General features: G+C 36.0%; 19 protein-coding genes. 7 read left to right on the top strand and 12 right to left on the bottom strand.

The annotated features are described in order from the left end of the window. Positions 1-61: 61 nt before the first annotated feature. From I6F65_RS11245 to I6F65_RS11270, 6 genes are all read right to left on the bottom strand, one after another. Positions 62-583 (bottom strand): hypothetical protein, encoded by a 522-nt coding sequence (locus tag I6F65_RS11245; RefSeq protein WP_166109537.1) that lies wholly within the window; start codon positions 581-583, stop codon positions 62-64. Continuing rightward, complete coding sequence (locus I6F65_RS11250; RefSeq protein ID WP_197112905.1) at positions 580-1,683, bottom strand: beta-ketoacyl synthase N-terminal-like domain-containing protein; 1,104 nt, start codon at positions 1,681-1,683, stop codon at positions 580-582. Before I6F65_RS11250 ends, I6F65_RS11245 begins: the two co-directional genes overlap by 4 nt. Then, complete coding sequence (locus I6F65_RS11255; protein ID WP_010553044.1) at positions 1,683-1,955, bottom strand: acyl carrier protein; 273 nt, start codon at positions 1,953-1,955, stop codon at positions 1,683-1,685. The genes I6F65_RS11250 and I6F65_RS11255 overlap by 1 nt, the downstream gene beginning before the upstream one ends. Continuing rightward, positions 1,946-3,097: an ABC transporter permease gene (locus I6F65_RS11260; protein ID WP_197112906.1), complete on the bottom strand. Its 1,152-nt coding sequence runs from the start codon at positions 3,095-3,097 to the stop codon at positions 1,946-1,948. Before I6F65_RS11260 ends, I6F65_RS11255 begins: the two co-directional genes overlap by 10 nt. Next, a complete protein-coding gene (locus I6F65_RS11265; protein WP_166109531.1) occupies positions 3,091-4,014 on the bottom strand; it encodes an ABC transporter ATP-binding protein in 924 nt (307 codons plus the stop codon). Before I6F65_RS11265 ends, I6F65_RS11260 begins: the two co-directional genes overlap by 7 nt. A 68-nt stretch (positions 4,015-4,082) precedes the next feature. Next, positions 4,083-6,107, bottom strand: a complete 2,025-nt coding sequence (locus I6F65_RS11270; protein WP_197112907.1) for an FAD-dependent oxidoreductase — start codon at positions 6,105-6,107, stop codon at positions 4,083-4,085. Positions 6,108-6,373: 266 nt separating this feature from the next. On the opposite strand from I6F65_RS11270, the gene I6F65_RS11275 reads away from it, so the two are divergent. Next, positions 6,374-7,195, top strand: a complete 822-nt coding sequence (locus tag I6F65_RS11275) for a HEAT repeat domain-containing protein (protein WP_197112909.1) — start codon at positions 6,374-6,376, stop codon at positions 7,193-7,195. A gap of 29 nt (positions 7,196-7,224) precedes the next feature. Here I6F65_RS11275 and I6F65_RS11280 read toward each other — a convergent pair whose 3' ends face one another. After that, entirely contained in the window at positions 7,225-7,671 is a 447-nt protein-coding gene (locus I6F65_RS11280) for a DUF2141 domain-containing protein (protein ID WP_166109525.1), read from the bottom strand. 84 nt (positions 7,672-7,755) lie between these two features. Here I6F65_RS11280 and I6F65_RS11285 point away from each other — a divergent pair, with 84 nt between their 5' ends. Genes I6F65_RS11285 through I6F65_RS11300 form a run of 4 tightly spaced genes read left to right on the top strand, consistent with a single transcriptional unit; the run spans position 7,756 to position 11,270 of the window. Continuing rightward, positions 7,756-8,676 carry a dialkylrecorsinol condensing enzyme gene (locus I6F65_RS11285; RefSeq protein WP_166109523.1) on the top strand — a complete coding sequence of 307 codons (921 nt, stop codon included), beginning with the start codon at positions 7,756-7,758 and terminating at the stop codon, positions 8,674-8,676. A 9-nt stretch (positions 8,677-8,685) separates the two neighbouring features. Continuing rightward, positions 8,686-9,840, top strand: a complete 1,155-nt coding sequence (locus I6F65_RS11290; protein WP_197112911.1) for a beta-ketoacyl-ACP synthase III — start codon at positions 8,686-8,688, stop codon at positions 9,838-9,840. Positions 9,841-9,853: 13 nt separating this feature from the next. Continuing rightward, positions 9,854-10,255, top strand: a complete 402-nt coding sequence (locus tag I6F65_RS11295; RefSeq protein WP_024611412.1) for a hypothetical protein — start codon at positions 9,854-9,856, stop codon at positions 10,253-10,255. Positions 10,256-10,265: 10 nt separating this feature from the next. Continuing rightward, positions 10,266-11,270 (top strand): BtrH N-terminal domain-containing protein, encoded by a 1,005-nt coding sequence (locus I6F65_RS11300; RefSeq protein WP_197112925.1) that lies wholly within the window; start codon positions 10,266-10,268, stop codon positions 11,268-11,270. 59 nt (positions 11,271-11,329) lie between these two features. Here the strand turns inward: I6F65_RS11300 and dapA are convergent, their stop codons facing one another. Then, positions 11,330-12,247, bottom strand: a complete 918-nt coding sequence (gene dapA, locus I6F65_RS11305; RefSeq protein ID WP_197112927.1) for a 4-hydroxy-tetrahydrodipicolinate synthase — start codon at positions 12,245-12,247, stop codon at positions 11,330-11,332. Positions 12,248-12,419: 172 nt separating this feature from the next. Here dapA and I6F65_RS11310 point away from each other — a divergent pair, with 172 nt between their 5' ends. Beyond that, positions 12,420-13,073 carry a DUF6058 family natural product biosynthesis protein gene (locus I6F65_RS11310; RefSeq protein ID WP_166109515.1) on the top strand — a complete coding sequence of 218 codons (654 nt, stop codon included), beginning with the start codon at positions 12,420-12,422 and terminating at the stop codon, positions 13,071-13,073. A gap of 143 nt (positions 13,074-13,216) precedes the next feature. On the opposite strand, the gene I6F65_RS11315 is transcribed toward I6F65_RS11310, so the two are convergent. Beyond that, a complete protein-coding gene (locus I6F65_RS11315; protein ID WP_166109513.1) occupies positions 13,217-13,981 on the bottom strand; it encodes a 2-keto-4-pentenoate hydratase in 765 nt (254 codons plus the stop codon). 119 nt (positions 13,982-14,100) lie between these two features. Then, positions 14,101-14,505, bottom strand: coding sequence for a hypothetical protein (locus I6F65_RS11320; RefSeq protein ID WP_002958658.1), 405 nt, complete (start codon positions 14,503-14,505; stop codon positions 14,101-14,103). 852 nt (positions 14,506-15,357) lie between these two features. On the opposite strand from I6F65_RS11320, the gene I6F65_RS11325 reads away from it, so the two are divergent. Next, the gene (locus tag I6F65_RS11325; protein WP_166109511.1) at positions 15,358-18,297 is read left to right on the top strand and encodes a TonB-dependent receptor; all 2,940 of its coding nucleotides are present in this window, start codon (positions 15,358-15,360) and stop codon (positions 18,295-18,297) included. Between the two features lie 299 nt (positions 18,298-18,596). On the opposite strand, the gene I6F65_RS11330 is transcribed toward I6F65_RS11325, so the two are convergent. Together I6F65_RS11330 and dkgB are read right to left on the bottom strand one after the other, a co-directional pair. Continuing rightward, positions 18,597-18,884, bottom strand: a complete 288-nt coding sequence (locus tag I6F65_RS11330) for a putative quinol monooxygenase (RefSeq protein WP_166109509.1) — start codon at positions 18,882-18,884, stop codon at positions 18,597-18,599. 81 nt (positions 18,885-18,965) lie between these two features. Continuing rightward, positions 18,966-19,781, bottom strand: coding sequence for a 2,5-didehydrogluconate reductase DkgB (dkgB, locus tag I6F65_RS11335; RefSeq protein ID WP_197112928.1), 816 nt, complete (start codon positions 19,779-19,781; stop codon positions 18,966-18,968). Positions 19,782-20,309 lie beyond the last annotated feature (528 nt).

The following is a 20,309-nucleotide window of genomic DNA, read 5'->3' on the forward strand; positions in this document are numbered from 1 at the left end:
CAGTGGTGACAAAAAGAGGCTAGATTCTACAGTCGCACTTGTTTTGATTCAAGGAAAACTCTCATATAACACCACGTTCGCCGAAAAAACCATCATTTTTGATTATTTTCGCCCAACATTCCCGTTGGTTTTCATCTTCTTGCCAAACTAGTAAAATAGCACATTCAATCAACCCTAAGCTCATGTCGGTTTCAGCTAGCAACTCATTTTTTTCTATTGCTTGCTTACTGCTGCCTATAAAAACATTTGGGCCATCAATCGCATAGGTATTGGCTATATAATAATTTGCAGCATTGCCAACACTTGCAACAAAACTTAATGGTTTTATAGGATTACTTTGGTCCACATCAATTAACATCGATTGCATTGAATCACTTGAAAAGTAATCGGCGCAACTATATAAACCACTATTTTCACTGAGCTCAATATTTCCTTTAGCACGGTATACTGCAAGTAACGCAATTAATGTAAAAGAGTCCATTCTACGAACCTGTAAACCTGTTTCTTGTTTTACGAGTTGCCTTAAGCTTTTTACATCTAGCTTTTTTTCAAAACTTAAATAACTACTGCCGACTTCTTTCATTCAGTACCCCTATAACGCTGAAAAACCAAAGCCGCATTATTACCGCCAAAACCAAAGTAATTAAATAATACAGTGTTCACTTGTGAAAAATCATTTCCTTTATAAAAAGGCCACATTAAATCGTTATTGTTACTTATATAATCTGGCGGGGTGTACGATTTTTTACTTAAACAATCAGCAAATAATGCAATTTCAATTGCACCACATGCTCCTAACGTGTGCCCTGTAAAAGGTTTGAAAGCAATAATAGGAGGACTCTGAGTTATTTCTGATGTATTAAATAATGCAGTTAAAGCATTACACTCTGCTTCATCATTCCCAAGCGTAGCGGTACCATGCACTTTAATTAGATCTATATTATCACTTTGGATATTTGCCTGTAATAAACAATCATTAATAACTTGTGCAATATGACTTCCGTCTTCCTGAGTCATTGTTAAACTATAAGTATCGCATGACGATGCACCACCCAGCATTTTGAGAGTACATTGCGCAGTAGGGATAGATGATAAATAAAGGGCTGCAACTCCCTCCCCTAAAATTAAACCAGAACGACCTTTAGCAAATGCAATTAATTCTGTTTTACTAATTAAATCTAATGATTTAAAGCCTTCAACGGTTAAAGGGTTATAAAATTCGCAACCTATAACCAGTGCATGTTCAATTTTTCCGGTACTTATTAAACGCGAAGCATACAAGCATGCATTAGCACTTGCTGTACATGCTGTACTAAAGGTAAATTCCAATTCATTTAAACCGTAGCGTTTTACTAATGCTTGGCTAATTTTATCTGTTTTAGATAGCCATAGCTTATCTTCATCCCCTACTTTCACAGCACTGATATCTAAAGAAGTAGATCCTAAAAACAAATTAGTTTTTGCTAAATCACTAGCTAATAAATTCAACTTTTTAAAAAGAGGATATAGAACAGCATCAAAATAACTTAAAATACTCGTAAAATCGCTACAATTTATTTCTTCTCGGAATGATTTAAATGCCACACTCTCATTTTCAATAGTGTTAACAACACTACTTATTTTATTACTTAATGGTGCCGATAGCACCTCGCTGGCATTTAAATATACATCCCGTTTATTCATTACTTAGCACGCTCTTGAATAATAAAGTCGGCAATTGTATCTATAGACTGTAAATGTTTACGCGTTTCTTTAGAGCCTTCAACTTTAATACCAAAGTTCTGTTTTAATACTAATGAGAGTTGTAAAGCATCTAACGAGTCTAAGTTGATGCGTGATTTACTTCCAAACAATAGCTCTGAGTCAATAATATCAGCGGGCTCAAAATCATCTTCTTTATCACATTCAGTAATAATTAATTGTTTTAACTGTAGTTTTAATTCGGCTAATTCCATGTCAAATTCCTCATTTTTTTATTAAATATATATAGTGCAGCAACAAAGCATAACAATGAAAAACCCCAAAGCGATGCCGTATATTGCCAAAAAATGTGATCAACTGATTTGCTCATCAGTTGTCGTAATAGTTGAGCTGACCAAAACATTGGCGACCCATTTGCCAGCGCGGCTAAATTATCTGGCATAATTTCAAGCGGCACCATAAAGCCACTTAACGCAGCTAAAATTATATTTACGCCACCACCCACAACAATAGCTTGCTCATAACTCGACACCATACTTGCTAATAATAAAGCAAAGGCAATTGCAGTAAAACTAACGGTTATAAATGTAAATATACTAAGCAATAAGCCATACAGTGGTAGCACAGGTAGATTCAAAAAATAGGGAATTGCAATACAACCAATGATTGCAAGTAAACAGCCTTGTATAAGGCTTACGATTACATAAGCACACGCTTTGTTATAAAAATAGCGAGCCATACTAATTGGATACGTTTTTAATCTAACCAAAGTGCCATTATTACGCTCATTAATAAAAGTGAGCGAAATAGGCAAAACAATAAAATAAATACCAAATACCCACCAGGCAGGAATACTGTTCAACGCTGGGTTGTGTAATGCTTTAGCTAGCGGCTTTTTTAATAAATAACTTACATCAGATGATGCAACAACTTGATTAATTTGCTCAGCTAACGACAAATCCTGAGATAAATCGCCTGTATCAAGCATATACAAATAGAGCTTTAATTGAGACAAGCTTGCTTTGACTTTCTCTGTCATTAGTAATCGCGTTTGCGGCGCGAGTTCGTCACTTATATCTAACCGTAACTGGTTATTACCTTGGCGCATTAAAATTTGTTTATCTACACCGGGCTCTACTGTTAATCTGTTATCGGAATTATTTTTATCTATAGTAAAACCCTGTGCAATTAAAAGTGCGATTAAAATATTGCTATGCGCACTATTCTCTTGCCCGATTACACTGAGAGTAAGGTTAGCTTGTATATTTTTTTGCGACTGACTGCTTGCCATTGTCATAATAACCATAAATACAATAGGCATGAGTAATAATACAGCTAAGCTGTGTAAGTCATTTATAATTAATCTGGCTTCTTTTTTTACCGTATGGATTAACATGATGACTCCGAAAATAAGTCTCGATACAGTTGCTCTATATGGCTATTTGTAAATGTCAGTGTTTTAATATCATGACTTAAATTAGCAAGCACTGTAAAAGCTGATGCTAACTGCTCGCTATTATTCACTTTTAATTGATGCCCACCATTTTCTAAAATGGTTATCGGCTGTGTAAAAAGCGCTATTTGAGTAGGAGATAAAGGCTTAACAGTAGTGAAGTTTAAAGACGGTTTTTGATTATTTAAAAGCTCATTTGCAACGACTTTACCATTATTTAAAAATACGACTTCATCGCAAAGCAATTCAACTTCATGTAATAAATGAGAGGTATAAACTAAGGTTTTACCTTGTTGTTTTAAATCCAATAATAAATTAATTATTGCATCACGCGATAATGGATCTATGCCTACCGTTGGCTCATCTAAAAATATAATGTCTGGCTGTTTGCTCAAAGCAATTGCAATATTCAAGCGACGCTTATATCCACCAGACAACGATCCCGCTTTTTTATTAATAACATCATCAAGCCCGCATGCACGTACAGCCGATTTAATATGGTTTGAATGTAAACTGCGATTTTTTTCACTTATGGACACAAAAAAAGCTAAATTATCGTGCACGCTAAGCTCATGATAAAAGGCAAAATCTTGCGGTACCAAAGCAACTTTTTGCGCGATAGCTTTTTTGGTCGTGTACTGTGAGTAAAAAGGGTAACTAATTTGACCTGTTTGAGCAGTTAAAAGACCACTCATTAATGAAATTAATGTTGATTTCCCAGCCCCATTAGGACCTAAAATAGCAGTGCAGCTACCTTGAACAAGATTGAGTGATATATTATCAACACTCAATGGCATACTTGCTTTATAGCCAAAGCTCACTTGTTTTATCGCCAACATAATAGGCATTAACTGCGTCATACATTTCCCTGTAACATTAATTATTCCTTTATATTTTTAATTATAGTAATAGTGAACGCCGTAACTAACTATAAACCTTGCGCAACAGAAAAAGCATCGCCAATCGCTCTTTGTAAGTCTAATTTTTCAGAGTTTAACGCACCACCTATATAGCTAACTGGCATTAAACTGTTTAGTTGCTGATGATACTCTGGCAACACTGACTGCTGACCACTACAAATTACAACATGATCCACATTTAATACTCGTTCTCGGTTACGTATACTTAAATGCAAACCTTGTTCATCTATTTTTTGATAATTCACAGCAGCAAGCATTTTTACTCCCTGCTGTTTTAAATGCTCTCGGTGTATCCAGCCTGTCGTTTTCCCCAAATCTGCACCATGCTTACGCAGTTTACGTTGTAGCAAATACACTTCATTTGATATCGTTGATTTGGCAGGTTTTTCTTTTATACCACCAGCATTGCCGACGCTCAAGTCAATACCCCATTGCTCGCTAAAACGTGCGTTTGAGGGGGCCATATTCAAACACCGATTTTTCATTGCAACTATATAAGCAGCGACATCAAAACCGATTCCACCAGCACCAATTATTGCAACTTTTTCTCCAAGCTTTACTTTAGCGCTAAGCACTGTTTCATAACTAATCACATTTGGTAATTCAACACCTTTTATTTCAGGGGTTAAACCTGTGACACCAGTAGCAATAACGCAGTGTTCAAAGCGAGTTAAAGCCGCTAAATTGACTGATATATTTAAGCAAATTGTTACATTTAGATTTTTTAAACGGCTTTTAAAATAACGTAACGTTTCTTTAAACTCTTCTTTTCCAGGTACATTGGCGGCAAGTAATAATTGCCCGCCTAGCTCTAATGCGCTTTCAAATAAAGTAACTCGATGACCTCGTTCTGCTGCATAAATAGCACAAGCCATTCCTGCAGCGCCACCACCCACTATAGCAACTTGTTTTACCTTATTAGCTTTAGTAACGGGCATTAGTGTTTCATTACAAGCCTGAGGATTAACAATACACGTGGCTGGTAAGTTAATAAAAATATTATCTAAACAAGCCTGATTACAACCAATGCATGTATTAATTTGATCAGAGTTACCCGCTTTCGCTTTTGCAACAAACTGACTATCGGCTAAAAAAGGCCGTGCCATTGAAATAAAGTCTGCATGCTTGTCAAGCAGTAATTGTTCTGCAACCTCAGGAGTGTTAATTCTGTTACTTGTAATAACAGGCACTGTTACTGCTGCTTTTAGCCGTTGACTTAAGGATGAAAAAAACGCTCTTGGGACACTCGTTGCAATAGTCGGAATACGCGACTCGTGCCAACCAATGCCTGAATTAAGCATATCAACGCCGGCATGTTCGAGCTCACGCGCCAACTGTAATACTTCATCAAAAGTACTGCCGTCTGCGACTAAATCAAGCAACGACAAACGAAATATTACAATAAAGTCGCTTCCTAGAGTTGCGCGAACTTGTTTTACAATATTAACAGCAAAGCGAATACGATTTTTATAACATCCGCCCCATTGATCATCTCGATGGTTAGTCGCTTTCACAATGAATTGATTTATTAAGTACCCTTCTGAGCCCATAATTTCGACACCATCGTACCCTGCTTCTTTAGCAAGTTTGGCGCATTGCACAAAATCATCTATTTGTTTTTCTATTTGTTGATGGGTTAATTCTGCAGGGGTGTAAGGGCTTATAGATGCTTGAATAGCTGATGGGGCAACTTGCTTAGAATGATAACCATAACGCCCCGCATGCAATATTTGCATACAAATTTTTGTATCGTGTTTTTTTACAGCCTTTGTAATTAACTTATGTTGTTCAACTCCATCTATAGAATCTAAAACACTGCGGTTAGGCGCTAATATTCCTTCTTGGTTTGGAGAGATACCACCGGTAATAATCAAACCAACACCTGCGCTAGCACGTTCACCATAAAAAGCGGCTAAACGCTCAAAACCTTGAGGTAACTCTTCTAAATTTGTGTGCATAGAGCCCATTACCACACGATTATTTAGTGTAGTGGAACCTAACTGATAAGGCGTAAACAAATGGCTATATAACATAAAAACAACACAAAGTGGCTCAAAACCGCGCTAGAGTAACAAGCTTTAATTATGACTGCAAAATTTACTGCAATATTTTAACATTAACGATAGAAGAAGCTTGATTTACAAACAAATAAATAATAAATCTTGTTGTGTAGCAAAGTGATGGCTATGATAGTTAACAAGTTTATTATACTAATTAACTTTCAACTACAGAGCGCTATATTTAAAAAATTAACAATATAGTATTACTCTTTTTTACTCCCTCTATACAAGGAATCGTTATGTTTTCATTAAAGCCATTATTAGTGGGCCTGAGTTTAGCTGCATTATCAAGTTCTGCATTTGCATTAACAACAAGTGAGCAGATCGATTATGACCGATTGATTTCAGGCAATATTAATCAAGTAAAACAAGCTGCTCAGTCTATAGTATCTAGCAACAACAGTAACCCTGAAGTGTTAGATGTATTAGCCCAATACCTGGCTAAAAACTACTTAGATGCGGCTGATTATCAATTAGATACAATGGCATGGGCGTGTCGAGCTTTAGGTGAGACAGGAAATGCGCGTTACCGAGATTTACTCTCTACTATAGTTAATAGCGATGCACATAAAAAAATCCGTAAATATGCAAAAAAATCATTAAAGCGCTTACCTTCTGATAGTACTGAGCAATTTGTAATTGGGTCTGTAGATTTATCAAACTTACAAAAAAAAGCCCCTCAATCAAATATCCCATCGCTTAAAGGTGACGATAAAATATTGTTTGATATAGCTAGCGGAAACCTAACTGAAATTAAGTTGCTTGCGCAAAAGTACACATCTTCAGGCATACCTTCTAACAAAATAGGCGACACGCTTGCGGAATATTTTTCTCAAAATTATAAAACTAGCGAGCAACACAAGTTCGATACTCTAGCATGGGTGTGTAAAGGTTTAGCAACCGACACAACCGGACGTTATAAAACACTAATTGAAGAAGCTGAAGAAAATAGCCCTATTCGAGCAGTACGAAAGCATTGCCCTGATGATGTTGACGGTAATGGTCCATATTACAAAGCGGGTGATATTGATTTAGCTGCAATTGAGAAGCAACTCAAATAACATGTTTTATGAATTAATAACGCCGTAATTCAACGGCGTTTTTTATAATTAACATTTACTTTAATAGCTTTGCTACTTGTAAAATCAAACATACTATTTTCAGGTGATGGCAAACCCATCATTAAGTTAGGGTTATTCGAAAACCCAACAGGTTCTTTAGGAATAGAACTCGACGACACATCAAGTATACCGTTTGCATTTAGATCTTGAAAAAAACGTAAACAATAATGACCCTCAGGTAACTCTTTAATCGTTACTTTATGCTCGTAACTGGTTACTGTAAAATTTTGTGCTCGAACCTCTGGTAAATCGTCCCATGCTAGAGCTGTGTTACTGCAATCAAGAACTTGAAAGTGTGATTGACCTTCAACCTGCCTAAACTTGGCGAACGAGACATCAAGAGAATAGGCTTGCTCTACAGCAAATAATTTACAACTAAATAGTACTGTAAAAGCGAAAATAACTATTTTATACATCAGTTAATCATCCAATTTAGTGTGGTTTGAGTTTTTATATTGGGTATAATAGCCGACTATTAGGAAGTTAGAAAAGGTAAAAGGATGCACAAAGTACTCGTTATTCATTATTCTCAAACTGGTCAACTCACCAAAATTGCAGATTCAATTGTAAAACCACTGCAAAATGATGATGAAATTACGGTAGATTACCTTAATTTAAAACCTGAAAAAGAATACCCATTTCCTTGGCCTTTTTTAACCTTTTTTCATGTTTTTCCTGAATGCGTAAAAATGACACCACAACCAATGAAAGTTGTTGAGCCTGATCATAGCGATTACGACTTAATTATTTTAACGTATCAAGTATGGTTTTTATCTCCATCGCTTCCTGTTTCATCATTTATGCAGTCGCCACAAGCAAATAAACTACTCAATAATAAACCCGTTATTACCGTTATTGGTTGTCGTGGTATGTGGTTAAGCGCACAAGAAAAAATGAAACAGCTACTTAAAAATGTAAATGCTAACCTAATCGATAACGTGGTACTTAGTGACGAATGTGGCACTGGCTTTAGCTTTTTAGCAACACCACTTTGGATGTTTACAGGAAAGAAAAAGCCTGTGTCGTGGGTGCCTGCAGCGGGTATCGCTGAGAAAGAAATTATCGATGCTAGCCGCTTTGGTATCGCAATTAAAAAATCAATTAATAATCTACCTAATACCCAACAACTTCAACATTCTGTATTAAAAGGATTAGGAGCAGTTAAAGTAAATGAGAGATTTATTGCCAGTGAACGTGTTGGTCAACACAGTTTTAAGATTTGGAGTAAAATCCTAACAGCTTTGGGACCTATGCACTCAAAGCGTCGAAGTTGTGGGCTTATAATCTATGTGCTATTTTTGCTCACCTTAATTATTACTGTGGTGCCAATTACAGCAATAATAAAAAAATTAATTGCCCCTTTAACAAGAAAAAAGATTGCAAAGCAAAAAGCCTATTTTGCTGAGCCTTCTGGAGAGTAGTTTTACGTTATGGAAAATGCTGTATACATAAATAACTTACATGCTGTTTTACCAAATAGTCCTGTTAGTAATAAAGAAATGGAAGTTGTATTAGGTGAAGTTGGAGGGCAACGTTCGCGCGCTAAACCTGTTATTTTACGCAGTAACCAAATAAAAAACCGTTACTACGCTATCGATCCGAAAACTGGCGAATATAATTACACAAATGCATCACTAGCAGCTGAAGCCGTAAGAGGCTTATTTACTAGTGAGGGTACCCAATTAGAGCAGCTAGATTCTTTGGTAGCGAGTACCTCTATGGCAGATCAGATCATGCCTAATCACGGTGTAATGGTCCATGGCGAGCTTAAAAACCCGAGCCTTGAAGTTATATCAACTGCAGGCATTTGTTTGTGCGGAATGACGGCCCTTAAATATGCTTACTTAAATGTTAAAGCTGGTGAAAGTGAGCACAGTGCTGTCGTTGCCAGTGAGCTTGCATCTAATGTAATGCATTCAAGAAACTTTGCCGCCGAAAGCGATTATAAAGTTGATATGCTCAATCAGAAACCTGAAATTGCTTTTGAAAAAGACTTCCTTCGTTGGATGCTATCTGACGGTGCTGGGGCAGCATTACTAAGCAATCAAGCTAACCCTACTGGTTTATCACTTCGTATTGATTGGATTGATATTGTTTCTTATGCAGATAAACTTGAAGCTTGTATGTATGCTGGGGCAGAAAAGATAGATGGAGAACTAAAAAGCTGGACCCGTTTCGACTCTAAAGAACGTGAACAACAATCCATACTTTCTGTTAAGCAAGATGTAAAACTACTTAACGAAAACATCGTTAAATTTACGGTTGAAGATGCGCTCAGTAAAATAATAAAAAAACGCGCGATAAAAGCCTGTGATTATGATTTCTTTTTACCACATTATTCATCGGGTTACTTTCGTGAACGTTTATTTGAAGGGTTAAATAATATCAACTTTCAAATCCCTTACGACAAATGGTTTACTAACCTAACGGAAAAAGGCAACACTGGCTCTGCGTCTATTTTTATTATGCTTGATGAGCTTTTCAAATCTGGAAAATTAATGAATGGTCAAAAACTATTATGTTATGTACCTGAGAGCGGCCGTTTTTCAAGTGCATTTATGCAATTAAGTGTCGTAAGCCAATAGTTTAGAGCCCATTATGAAAAAAGATGAAGTACCTCAAGATAATAGCAAAAGCTATCAAGGTCAAAACAAGTTACTTTACGCGGTAGACGACAGCGGTCATTATCATGGTGTTAAATCATCTGGCTGGGAAGTCGAAAACTTTGCAACCCAGCTAGCGGTAAATGATTTAAACGAACAAACTAGCCAAGCTCTATCAGATGCGCATTCGGGGTTAATTTCTTCGCTTGGTTATCATATGCTAGCTAGGCGCTTTGATGTGGCGACCCTTGCTGCTGCCAGTGGCTTTTTTCAATGGCAAATTAACCGTCATTTACGCCCTGCTATTTTTTTAACGCTATCTGATAAAAAAATTAGCCGCTATTGCGATACACTAAAAATTAGTCGTGACGCTTTATTCTCACTGCCCACACAATAACGAATCCTTCATGCCTGACATTATTTTACCTATTAACCACCTACAATCTTCACATTGTGAAACGGGTGTAGTTGCCACGCTTTTACAAAGTAAAGGCATTGATATGAGTGAGCCAATGGCTTTTGGTCTTGCTTCAGCACTTACTTTTGCTTACTTACCTTTTGTAAAAATTAGTGGAATGCCATTAATTGCTTATCGCATGCCCCCCAAAACAATTATTAAAAAGGTATGTAAAAAATTAAATATTGAATTAGAAACTCGTAAGTTTTCAAATGCACAAGATGGGATGCAAGCTCTCGATGACGAACTAGCTAAAGGTAACTTAGTTGGTTTACAAAGCTCGGTATATTGGCTCCCTTACTTCCCTGAAGACATGCGCTTTCACTTTAATGCACATAACTTAATTGTTTACGGAAAAAACTCTCAGGGCGAATATCTTATCAGCGACCCTGTTTTTGAGTATCCGGTAACGTGTGCTGCAGAAGATTTAAAAAATGCACGTTTTGCAAAAGGTGCACTTGCAGCAAAAGGATTAATGTACGTTATTCGTAGCACACCATCGCATATTGAGCTTAATGAAGTAATTAAACCCGCAATCAAAAAAACAGCAAAAATGATGAATGGATTAATACTGCCTTACTTTGGTCTCAAAGGCATTCGTCATATGGCAAAACAAATACGACAGCTTGATAAAAAAACACCTAAGTATGCTCGTCTTTATTTAGCGCACATTGTACGTATGCAAGAAGAAATAGGCACTGGTGGAGCTGGTTTTCGATTTATGTATGCTAGCTTTTTAGAGCAAGCAGCTGATATATGCCAGATACCTGCACTTAATAAATGCGCTGAGCACACTACTTTAGTGGGTGATTTATGGCGCGAATTTGCAATGGATGCCGTAAAGTATTGTAAAAAGCGAGGTGATATTAGCTTAGGCGATATTGCAAAAAAACTTGAACAAGTTGCTGAAGAAGAAGCAAAACTAAGTAAAATGTTACTTTCAGCTATCGCTTAAAATATAAAAGTCACTTTTGGGTGACTTTTAATAAATAGAGTAAATCAATTACTTAATAATTAAGAAAGTAAGGCTATATTTTCTATATCTATACAACTTGCTTTACCACCGACTACATCACTTTGATTAAGCTGATTTATTAATGGCAAACCTACTTTTTGCTGCTCATTGCTAAGTGGTAAATACGGCAATCTAAATACTGGGTTTACTGCACCTGTCATCATCAACGCTGTATTAATAGCAATCGGGTTAGGCTCACAGAATAACCAGTTCATTAGTGGTTGTAACGATGTGTTTAACTCATTATTTGGCGTATCCATTAATTCACGGAATAATCCTGGTATTAAGTTAGAAGTAACCGAAATCACACCATGCGCTTTGTATGTATGGCGTGCATCGTGACTTTCATCATCATTACCCGACCAACACGCAATACCTTGTTGTTCATAATGGGCAATACGTTCATTCCCGCCACATTCTTTAACGCCAATAAAGTGCTCATGCTTTGCTAATGGCTCAATAATATCAGGTGTTAAATCTTGCCCTGTGCGCCCTGCTACGTTGTAGATAAAAGCAGGTCCAATATCAAGCACACGCTTAAAGTGCTCTTTTACACCCGCAATAGACGTACGTCCATAGTATGGGTTAATTTGCAGTGCTGCATCCATACCACTAGCAAAACCATATTTAGTCGCTTTAATCGCTTCACGGGTATTATTACTGCCTGTATTACCAACTATAATTAGCTTATCGCTATATTTGTTGGCAGTATGCGCAATAAGCATTAAATGCTCTTCCCAGTTCATTAACTGGCCTTCACCTGTTGTGCCACCTACAACAATACCGTCAACTCCTGCTGTTATTTGTAACTCAACAAGATGATCATACGTTGCGAGGTCTATTTCACCATTTGCTAAGTAAGGTGTTTTAATTGCTGTAATAAGGCTTGCTTGCTTAATTTGTTCTAGGGTGCGCATAAAAAATCATTCTTTATAAAACTTGCGCTATTTGTACCATATTTTTAGACCTATTTGGAGGTGTAAGGACGTATTTATCAATAAAATAACTTGTATTAAGGTTATTGATAATACAAAATAAACAACTGTACATATGAACAGTGTTTGTATTTTTAATATTAGGCGAGCCTTTATGCGTTTATCTCACTATTTAACAACTCATTTTTATCATACCGATGAGCTATGCCAAGCATTAAACATTGATGCAGATACCCTTCAACATTGGCAAGATCAGAGCATTTTCCCAAAACCGAGTTATTGTATTAAAAATCAAATGAGCTGCAGTTCATATTCTGGTTTATATGAATGTGAAGAATACGATGATTACTACCCTCGCGGATGCGTAAATTGGGGGCAAGGGCTTATAAAACAAAAAATAGACTCATCAAGTCATGCATTTAACTACTTTGCACAGCAATATACAGCAAGTCTAACTAAGCTCGCACAGCAAGGATTTGAGTTTAACGAAGAGTTATTTGGGTGCGAGATAGAAGAACATTTACAACAGGTATGGCAACAGTTTTTATGTAGCAAGTACGGTGTACTTACACAAAATGGCTTAATAGATGAAATAGTTGCTGTAGATATAGGGCGTTTAGTGGTTGACGACATTACAGAGTTACGTACTAAAGCGAGCTTAGAGCAAGACGAACGTACTCAACTACACCCAGCCATGAAACTTTTAAATCGCGCATTGAGCCATGGAGCCGATCACGAAAAACAGCAAACACTTCGTACTCGTTATATAGATGCACTTATTTTAAAATACGACTTATCTATAAAATAGTTATTATCTATTTTGTGGTGTCATTTGGCATGAATAATTTAGTTTTAAATTAAAAATATAAAACTAAAGATAACTAGCTTTAACATGAAGGCGGTATGTAACCGCCTTCATTAAGTTATTCTTAACTTTATAAGCTATTGAGCCTAACGAGCTAAAAACGTAACGTTAAAAGCACCTAAGTTTTCGTAAGCTATATGAGTTTTTTCATTAGTATTTAGCTCAACCACGCCACAATAAGATCCAGTAATGAACACTTGTCCAGCCTTTAAAGTTATTCCTTTACTAGACAAAAAATTAATAGCCCAATAAAGTGGAGATTGAGCAAGCCCACCAGGGTGTTTTCCTGCTAGGTTTAGCTCTTGCTCATCTTGCTTAATATCAATATTCACAGCACTTGCGTCGTATGCCTTTACTTTATCAATTTCTGGTCCGAGGTAAACACCCTGATTAAATAATCCATCAGCAAGTTTTTCAATAAAAGTAGCCTCATATCCCTGCGAAAACCTATTTTGAATCAGTTCAAGTGCAAGATGTGCTTTACCAAAAGCAGCATCTACATCTTCATTGGTATACGTTTTATTACCGTCTAAATCTTTATCTAAAACAAAGGCAATTTCAGGCTCAATTACCGCCTTATTATTTTTTGTATAAAGGCTACAACTCTCTGTTGACTCTATAGGTGCATGAAAAAGAGGTGCTAAAATAATCGACCCATCATCTAACGGCAACATACACTTCCAGCCATATACCGTTTGATTATTTAAATAAATCATTAATTTTTGAACTTCTAATGCATCATCAACAGAATCTAATATTAATTCTTTAGGAAGATCTGAAACGGCAGGGTTTTCTTCTCTTTGTGTTAAAAAATGCGTTGCGACTAATTTAAGTTGTATTGAGTTATTCACGTTTATCTCTTTAAATAATACATTACTGATGAAACAGTAACGAGGAGGAATTACTGTATTAAACGCCAATTTTAGCTATTAATACTCATATTTTATATGCTTATATTTAAATAAATATATCAAGTATCAATAGACTTAAGTGAGCGTAAAAAAAGTCCTAAGCCACCAAACGCTAAAATTATAATCACAATTAAGTCAAACGATGTCATAGTACGCATACTAAATCGAACACTCGATATAACGCCAAAGATTAATGCGGTTAATGAACCTAGAGATAGCACCCAACCTAAAATATTTTTAGAGTTATAAAAAATGAGACCCACACCAAAAATAAACGGGATCATAACCATGCCACCTGTAACGCCAAAGCCACCTAAAGCATTAACACTATAAATGCGAGAACTTAGTCCAAAATTAGAGGTCACCGAAATTGCGTTTAGCAGCATGTAAAAACCACCACACATCATTATTAAACCAATAAAAAAATGCCCTATACCACCTGAGCTTCCACCTGCACCTTTCATTTAATATCCTTTTTATATTGTTATAAACAGTCTTATATCATCAATGTATGTAATTATATGTTTTTCTACTCTCTTTAACTCCATTTTAAATAAATACCATAGTCAATTATCATTTTGACTCTCATTACTCCAGCACTAAAATAATTTACTAGGCTTGTAAAACAAAATTTAAAAACGAACCCTCCACACTTTTGTAAACTTAATCTTACAAAAGTCATATTGATTTGATAACAGGATATTTATTAGACCTAGTCTAATTAAAAATATAAATCTAACTTCTTTATTTAAGTTAAAACATAGAATAATGAAGTCATTATGCCGAATAAATTGAGGGCACCCAAAATAGTTAACAAGTTGTTATTTATTACAAATATTGCATAAATAATAAAAACAACAGACTCAATTACTATAAAAATGTCTGCTGTAATCATTAATTCCCCTGCAACATTTAATAATACCAAAGTAACTTCTCAGGCATAAATCGTCACTTTTTTTACTATGCTAAAAAATCCTATTTATCGTTAACTAACTTGTATATTAACTCGTTTTTTATTTGTTTTTATTGGTAAGAACAACAATAGCAAGGTTCTTTTTTTTCATTACATATTGACATAAAAATCATAAGCTTAAAGTTAAAAATAAATTATTACCTCCCAATAGTTAAAAACGACTAAGTAATAATTAAAATGTTTATTTTATTTGCTCAATTATAGTCAATTGATATGAGGTCACTCATAACATAATTGAGGATATTATATTTATAAGTTCTATCTTGACATAACCTTGATTTATTTCCCTTTAATGCGTACAAATAACATGGTATTTACAAAAATAACAATTCAGGGGAATTAAATGTCAATTAATAACAAAAGTAACGTTGGTTTTTTTAAAAAATCGACAGTAACAGTCGCACTAAGCAGTGCATTACTAGCTGGTTTTTCATTTCAAGGTATTGCTGCTGAAGATGATGAAGTAGAAAAAGTAGAACGAATTCAAGTAACTGGTTCACGTATTAGTAAAGCTAAGCTTTCTCAGCCAGCTCCTATTGTGACAATTACCGCAGCAGATATTGCAAAAGGAGGCACTCCCGATTTGGGCAGTATTCTTGCTGAACTGCCATCGATTGGTGCAACAGATACGCTAATAGGTAACAATGATAGCAATGCTGCTGCTGGTGTTAGTTCTGCCGATTTAAGACGCTTAGGGGCTTCCCGTACGCTTGTATTAGTAAATGGTAAACGTCATGTTGCAGGAGCACCAGGTTCATCGCAAGTTGATTTAAATTCTATTCCCTCAGCTCTAATTGAAAGAATAGAAGTAATCACCGGTGGTGCATCTGCTATTTATGGTTCAGATGCCGTATCAGGTGTTATAAATGTTATTTTAAAAGACGATTTTGATGGTTTACAGTTTAATGCCTCTGTAGGTAATTCAACAGAAGGTGTTGGCACTGAGAACCATAGCTTTAGCGTTGTTGCAGGTACAGAAATTGCGGGGGGTAAAGGTAATATTACATTCTTTGCTGGTAAAGACCGAATTCGCCAAGTTCTAGCAAATGATTTACGCCAAACAAATGCTTTCGGTACTGTTAATAACCCATTAGATACAGGCGAAAACGATGGTATTGCAGATAGATTAACGGTACCAAATGTTCTTTCTGAAAGAATTAGTGAAAATGGCGTTATTAATCCATTTGGTGATGCTGGAAGTATTTATGGCTTTACTAACAGTGGTGCAGCAGAATTAATGCCAGCTCGTGAAGCGACAGGAAGCTTTGCTTTTGGTAACTTTCCAGACGGATGTGAGCTTTGTGCTAATACACAAGACTATGAAAATGTTTTACCTGAACTTGAAAAAATAACAGTTGGCTCAACGGTAAATTATAATTTAACAGATAATCATACATTCTACAGTGACTTTAAATTTGTTCGTTCAGAAATAGAGCAACAATTTCAACCTTCTTTTGATTTTGGTGGTCTGAATATAGATGTAGAAAATAATCCTTATCTAGATAGCAGTTTGCGTCAACAGCTTCTTAGTGAAGGCACTACAAATGTAAGCTTTTCGAAATTCTTTGGTGAGCTAGGTAATCGTAGCGCCGATAATAAACGTGAATTGTTTCGTTTAGTTACTGGTTTTAAAGGCTTATTCACGCTAAGTGAAACTGATTTTGATTACGATGTTTATTACTCTTATGGTCGAACTGATAACCGTCGTAAAACACTCAATGATTTAATACCTGATAACTTAACCGCAGCAGTTGATGCTGTTATCGATCCGACAACCGGAGAAGCGGCATGTAGAAGTCAAGTAGAGAGTTTGCAAGGTGAAGGTTACACTGATCCTGCAAGTATTAATGGCGACGCATGTACACCGTACAACCCTTTTGGCTTTGATCAAGCTTCAGCGGCAGCAAAAGATTATGTTTCTGCAGACGTAACACGTACAGATAAAATTACCCAAGAATTTATTGGCGGTAGCATAACATTTGATACTAGCGAATTTTTTGAGCTGCCAGGTGGTGCTATTGGATTAGCCACTGGTTTTGAATATCGTGAAGAAACATCAGAAACAATTACAGATGAGCTTACTAAAGCCGGATTTTTATCAAATGCAGCAACTCCAGATGCTTATGGTGAATTTGACGTTACTGAAGCATTTATAGAAGTAAACTTACCATTTTTAACTGATGTCGCTTTTGCTAAAGAACTAAGTTTAGACGCAGCATACAGAACTGCAGACTATTCTCATGCAGGTACTGCTGACGCATGGAAAGTAGGTATACTTTACCGTCCAATTGACGATCTTCGTATTCGAGGTACTTACGGCCAAGCAGTAAGAGCACCAAATATTACAGAAGCTTTTGACCCTCAGTCACCTGGTTTTGCAAATATTAGTGATCCCTGTGATGACGATAACATTAATGATAACCCAAATCGTGTAGCTAACTGTGCTGCCCTAGGTATTGCCTCAGGTTTCCAAGCAAATGATAATGTAAGTATTGATGTGTTTAGTGGTGGTAACCCTGAACTAGAGTCAGAAACATCAACATCATTAACTGCGGGTATAGTATGGACGCCTAGCTTTTTTGAAAACTTTTCATTAACTGTCGACTACTACGATATTGAAATTGAAGATGCGATTTCATTTATTGCAACACAAAGCGTAATTGATAACTGTGTAGACGCAGCTGGCGGACTCGATGCAGGCTTTTGTTCACAAGTTGATCGAGATCCAACAACAAACGATATTGCTTTAGTTCGTTCTGGTTATTTAAATGCTGCGGCTACCACAACTCGTGGTATTGAAGCTGATTTTGATTATGATATGAATTTGGCTGATTACTCATTAGAGGGTGAATTGAAGTTAAACTTATTTGTAAATCACTTGCTTGAGCTTGAAGATTTTGAATTTCAAAGTCGCCCAGATACAGTGAATGTAGAAGATGGTGAAGTTGGTGACCCTCAATGGCAGGCCCGTTTCTCAGCTGTGTATAATTACAACGACCTTACACTTAACTGGACAACTCGTTATATTGACCGCTCAGCGCGTTTTGACTTATCTCCAGATGGCGATATTGAAGAAGATCTAAAACCTGGTTATGTGGGATCTATTATAACGCATGATATTTCGGCTAATTACAATTTATTTGACAACACCAGCATTGGTTTCGGACTTAGAAACTTAACTGACAAATTACCACCTGCGTATATTTCAGCAAGTGGTGGCAATGAAGCTATTTACGATGCTGTTGGCAGACGCTTTTTTGCCAATGTAAGTGTGAACTTTTAATCTAAAAAATCGATTTTGGGTTTTTATTAATTTAAAAGTAAAGTCTATTTGCTGTGATTACCATCGTCATAGACAGTAGCAGTATTAAACTCTAAATATATACTCCCTTAAAGGCTCTTTATCGATACGATAAAGAGCCTTTTTACTGATGATAATCAGTTTTACGAATAGCGTTTGTTCTTGAATAATACCAATCTGATTGTGTATGGGGTCTATTTAACAATAAGAAAATTGTGCCAGAACTAGGAAGTTGTTTTATCTAGTTGTTCTAAATATTAAATTAACAAGGTTCTAATATTTTAACCAATTGTTTTATACACATCGATACTGCTACTTGTTAAAAGCCCTGTTGCTTGCATGCCAAAAGCTTTAAAATGAGGCTCTTCTTTATGCGCTTCAAAATGCTCGTTTGACGCCCACTGTTCGCTTACTACATAGTCTGTATGTTCAGAATCACTTTTTACCGATAACTCATAGCGTAAGCACCCTACTTCTTGGCGTGATGATTGCTGCAGATTTTCAAGTGCTGTAAGCATTACTTCAGCATCAATATTTTTGCACGACAGTACAGCTATAACCGTTAACATGTGTATTCCTTTTAAAGTTAGGGCGCAGTAAGCCTACACCCTATATTAGATAGTTTAACTTTTACTTTTTAAGTCGGTTTATTAATCCCACTGAGGTGCAAAGTCAGGAGTTGCTTGACGATCGTTACAGTCTAAGCCATCAATACGTGCAATGTCTTCATCATCAAGTTTAACGGCTTTGTCGTTAAAGTTATCTTCAAGGTTTTTACGCTTGGTTGATGACGGAATTGTCGTCATACCTTTGGCGTTTTCCCACGCTAAAACAACTTGTGCAGGGCTTGCATCATGTTTTTTAGCGATGTCGATAATAGTTTGATCTTTGAGTACTTTACCTACAACAAATGGCATGTAAGCTGTTACATGAATATCATGCTGGGCGCAAAAAGCGCGCAATTTGGTATTCGTTAAATACGGGTGGACTTCTATTTGATTGGTAAATATTTCACGCGAGTCTAGGGTTTGCATTGCTTCGTTTAAATTAGCAATCGTGAAGTTAGATACACCAATATGCTTGGTTAGTCCAAGTTGTTTAGCTTTGAGTAATTCGGTGAGGTATTCGCTCATTGCCTCGTTGTTAGCAGGCGATGGCCAATGAATAAGTAATAAGTCGACCGACTCAACTTGTAGTTTTTCAAGTGACTTTTTAACACTTGGAATAAAGTCTGTTTTATTTAACTTATTGTTCCACACTTTTGTCGTTAGAAATATTTCACTGCGTGGAATATTGCTGTCTTTTATCGCTTGACCAACTTGCTCTTCATTCCCGTAAATTTGTGCTGTATCAATATGGCGAAAACCAACTTCTAGTGCCATTTTTACTGAATTATAGGCTGTATCACCCTCTAAACGAAATGTACCCATTCCGAGCTCTGGCATCTCAATTACGCGTTTTGTCATGGCTTTGTCCTTATAAAATAAATCGGTTTTAAAATACAAACTTCTCTGAAGTTTTACGAAATACACCTTTTACTTATTGATAAATAGATCACTTAAATTTATGACCTTATAAATAGGTATGAGGTCATATAATTTAGTTTCAAGGGTAAGGTTTATTGATTTTTTAAAGGTGGTAGTTTATTCAAACAAGTAAACGTTAAAGTAATAACGAAATTTATAACCCCGATGAATAAGTAAAAATGAAGCAACAAAAGTAGGTTGTCAGAAACTATTTAAATTGTACAAGTTTAGTGGCTATCTATTACTTATCGCTATTAAACAAGCATATTGCATAAGCCGCCAAGCTAATAAAAAATACTAAAAGTTAAGCATGAGAGCTAACACATTAGTATGTAAAGGTATTAAAAAACCAAGCTTTAAAGACTAAACCCTGAGGGATCCCCACAATTATTAATAAGCTACAAGCACTCACGGCAATCCTTATTTAATTGTTTGAGTGCTTCTGAAAAAATTTTCAGCTTTATTTTA

The sequence above is a fragment of the Pseudoalteromonas sp. SWXJZ94C genome (genome assembly GCF_015864385.1).
GTDB lineage: Bacteria > Pseudomonadota > Gammaproteobacteria > Enterobacterales > Alteromonadaceae > Pseudoalteromonas.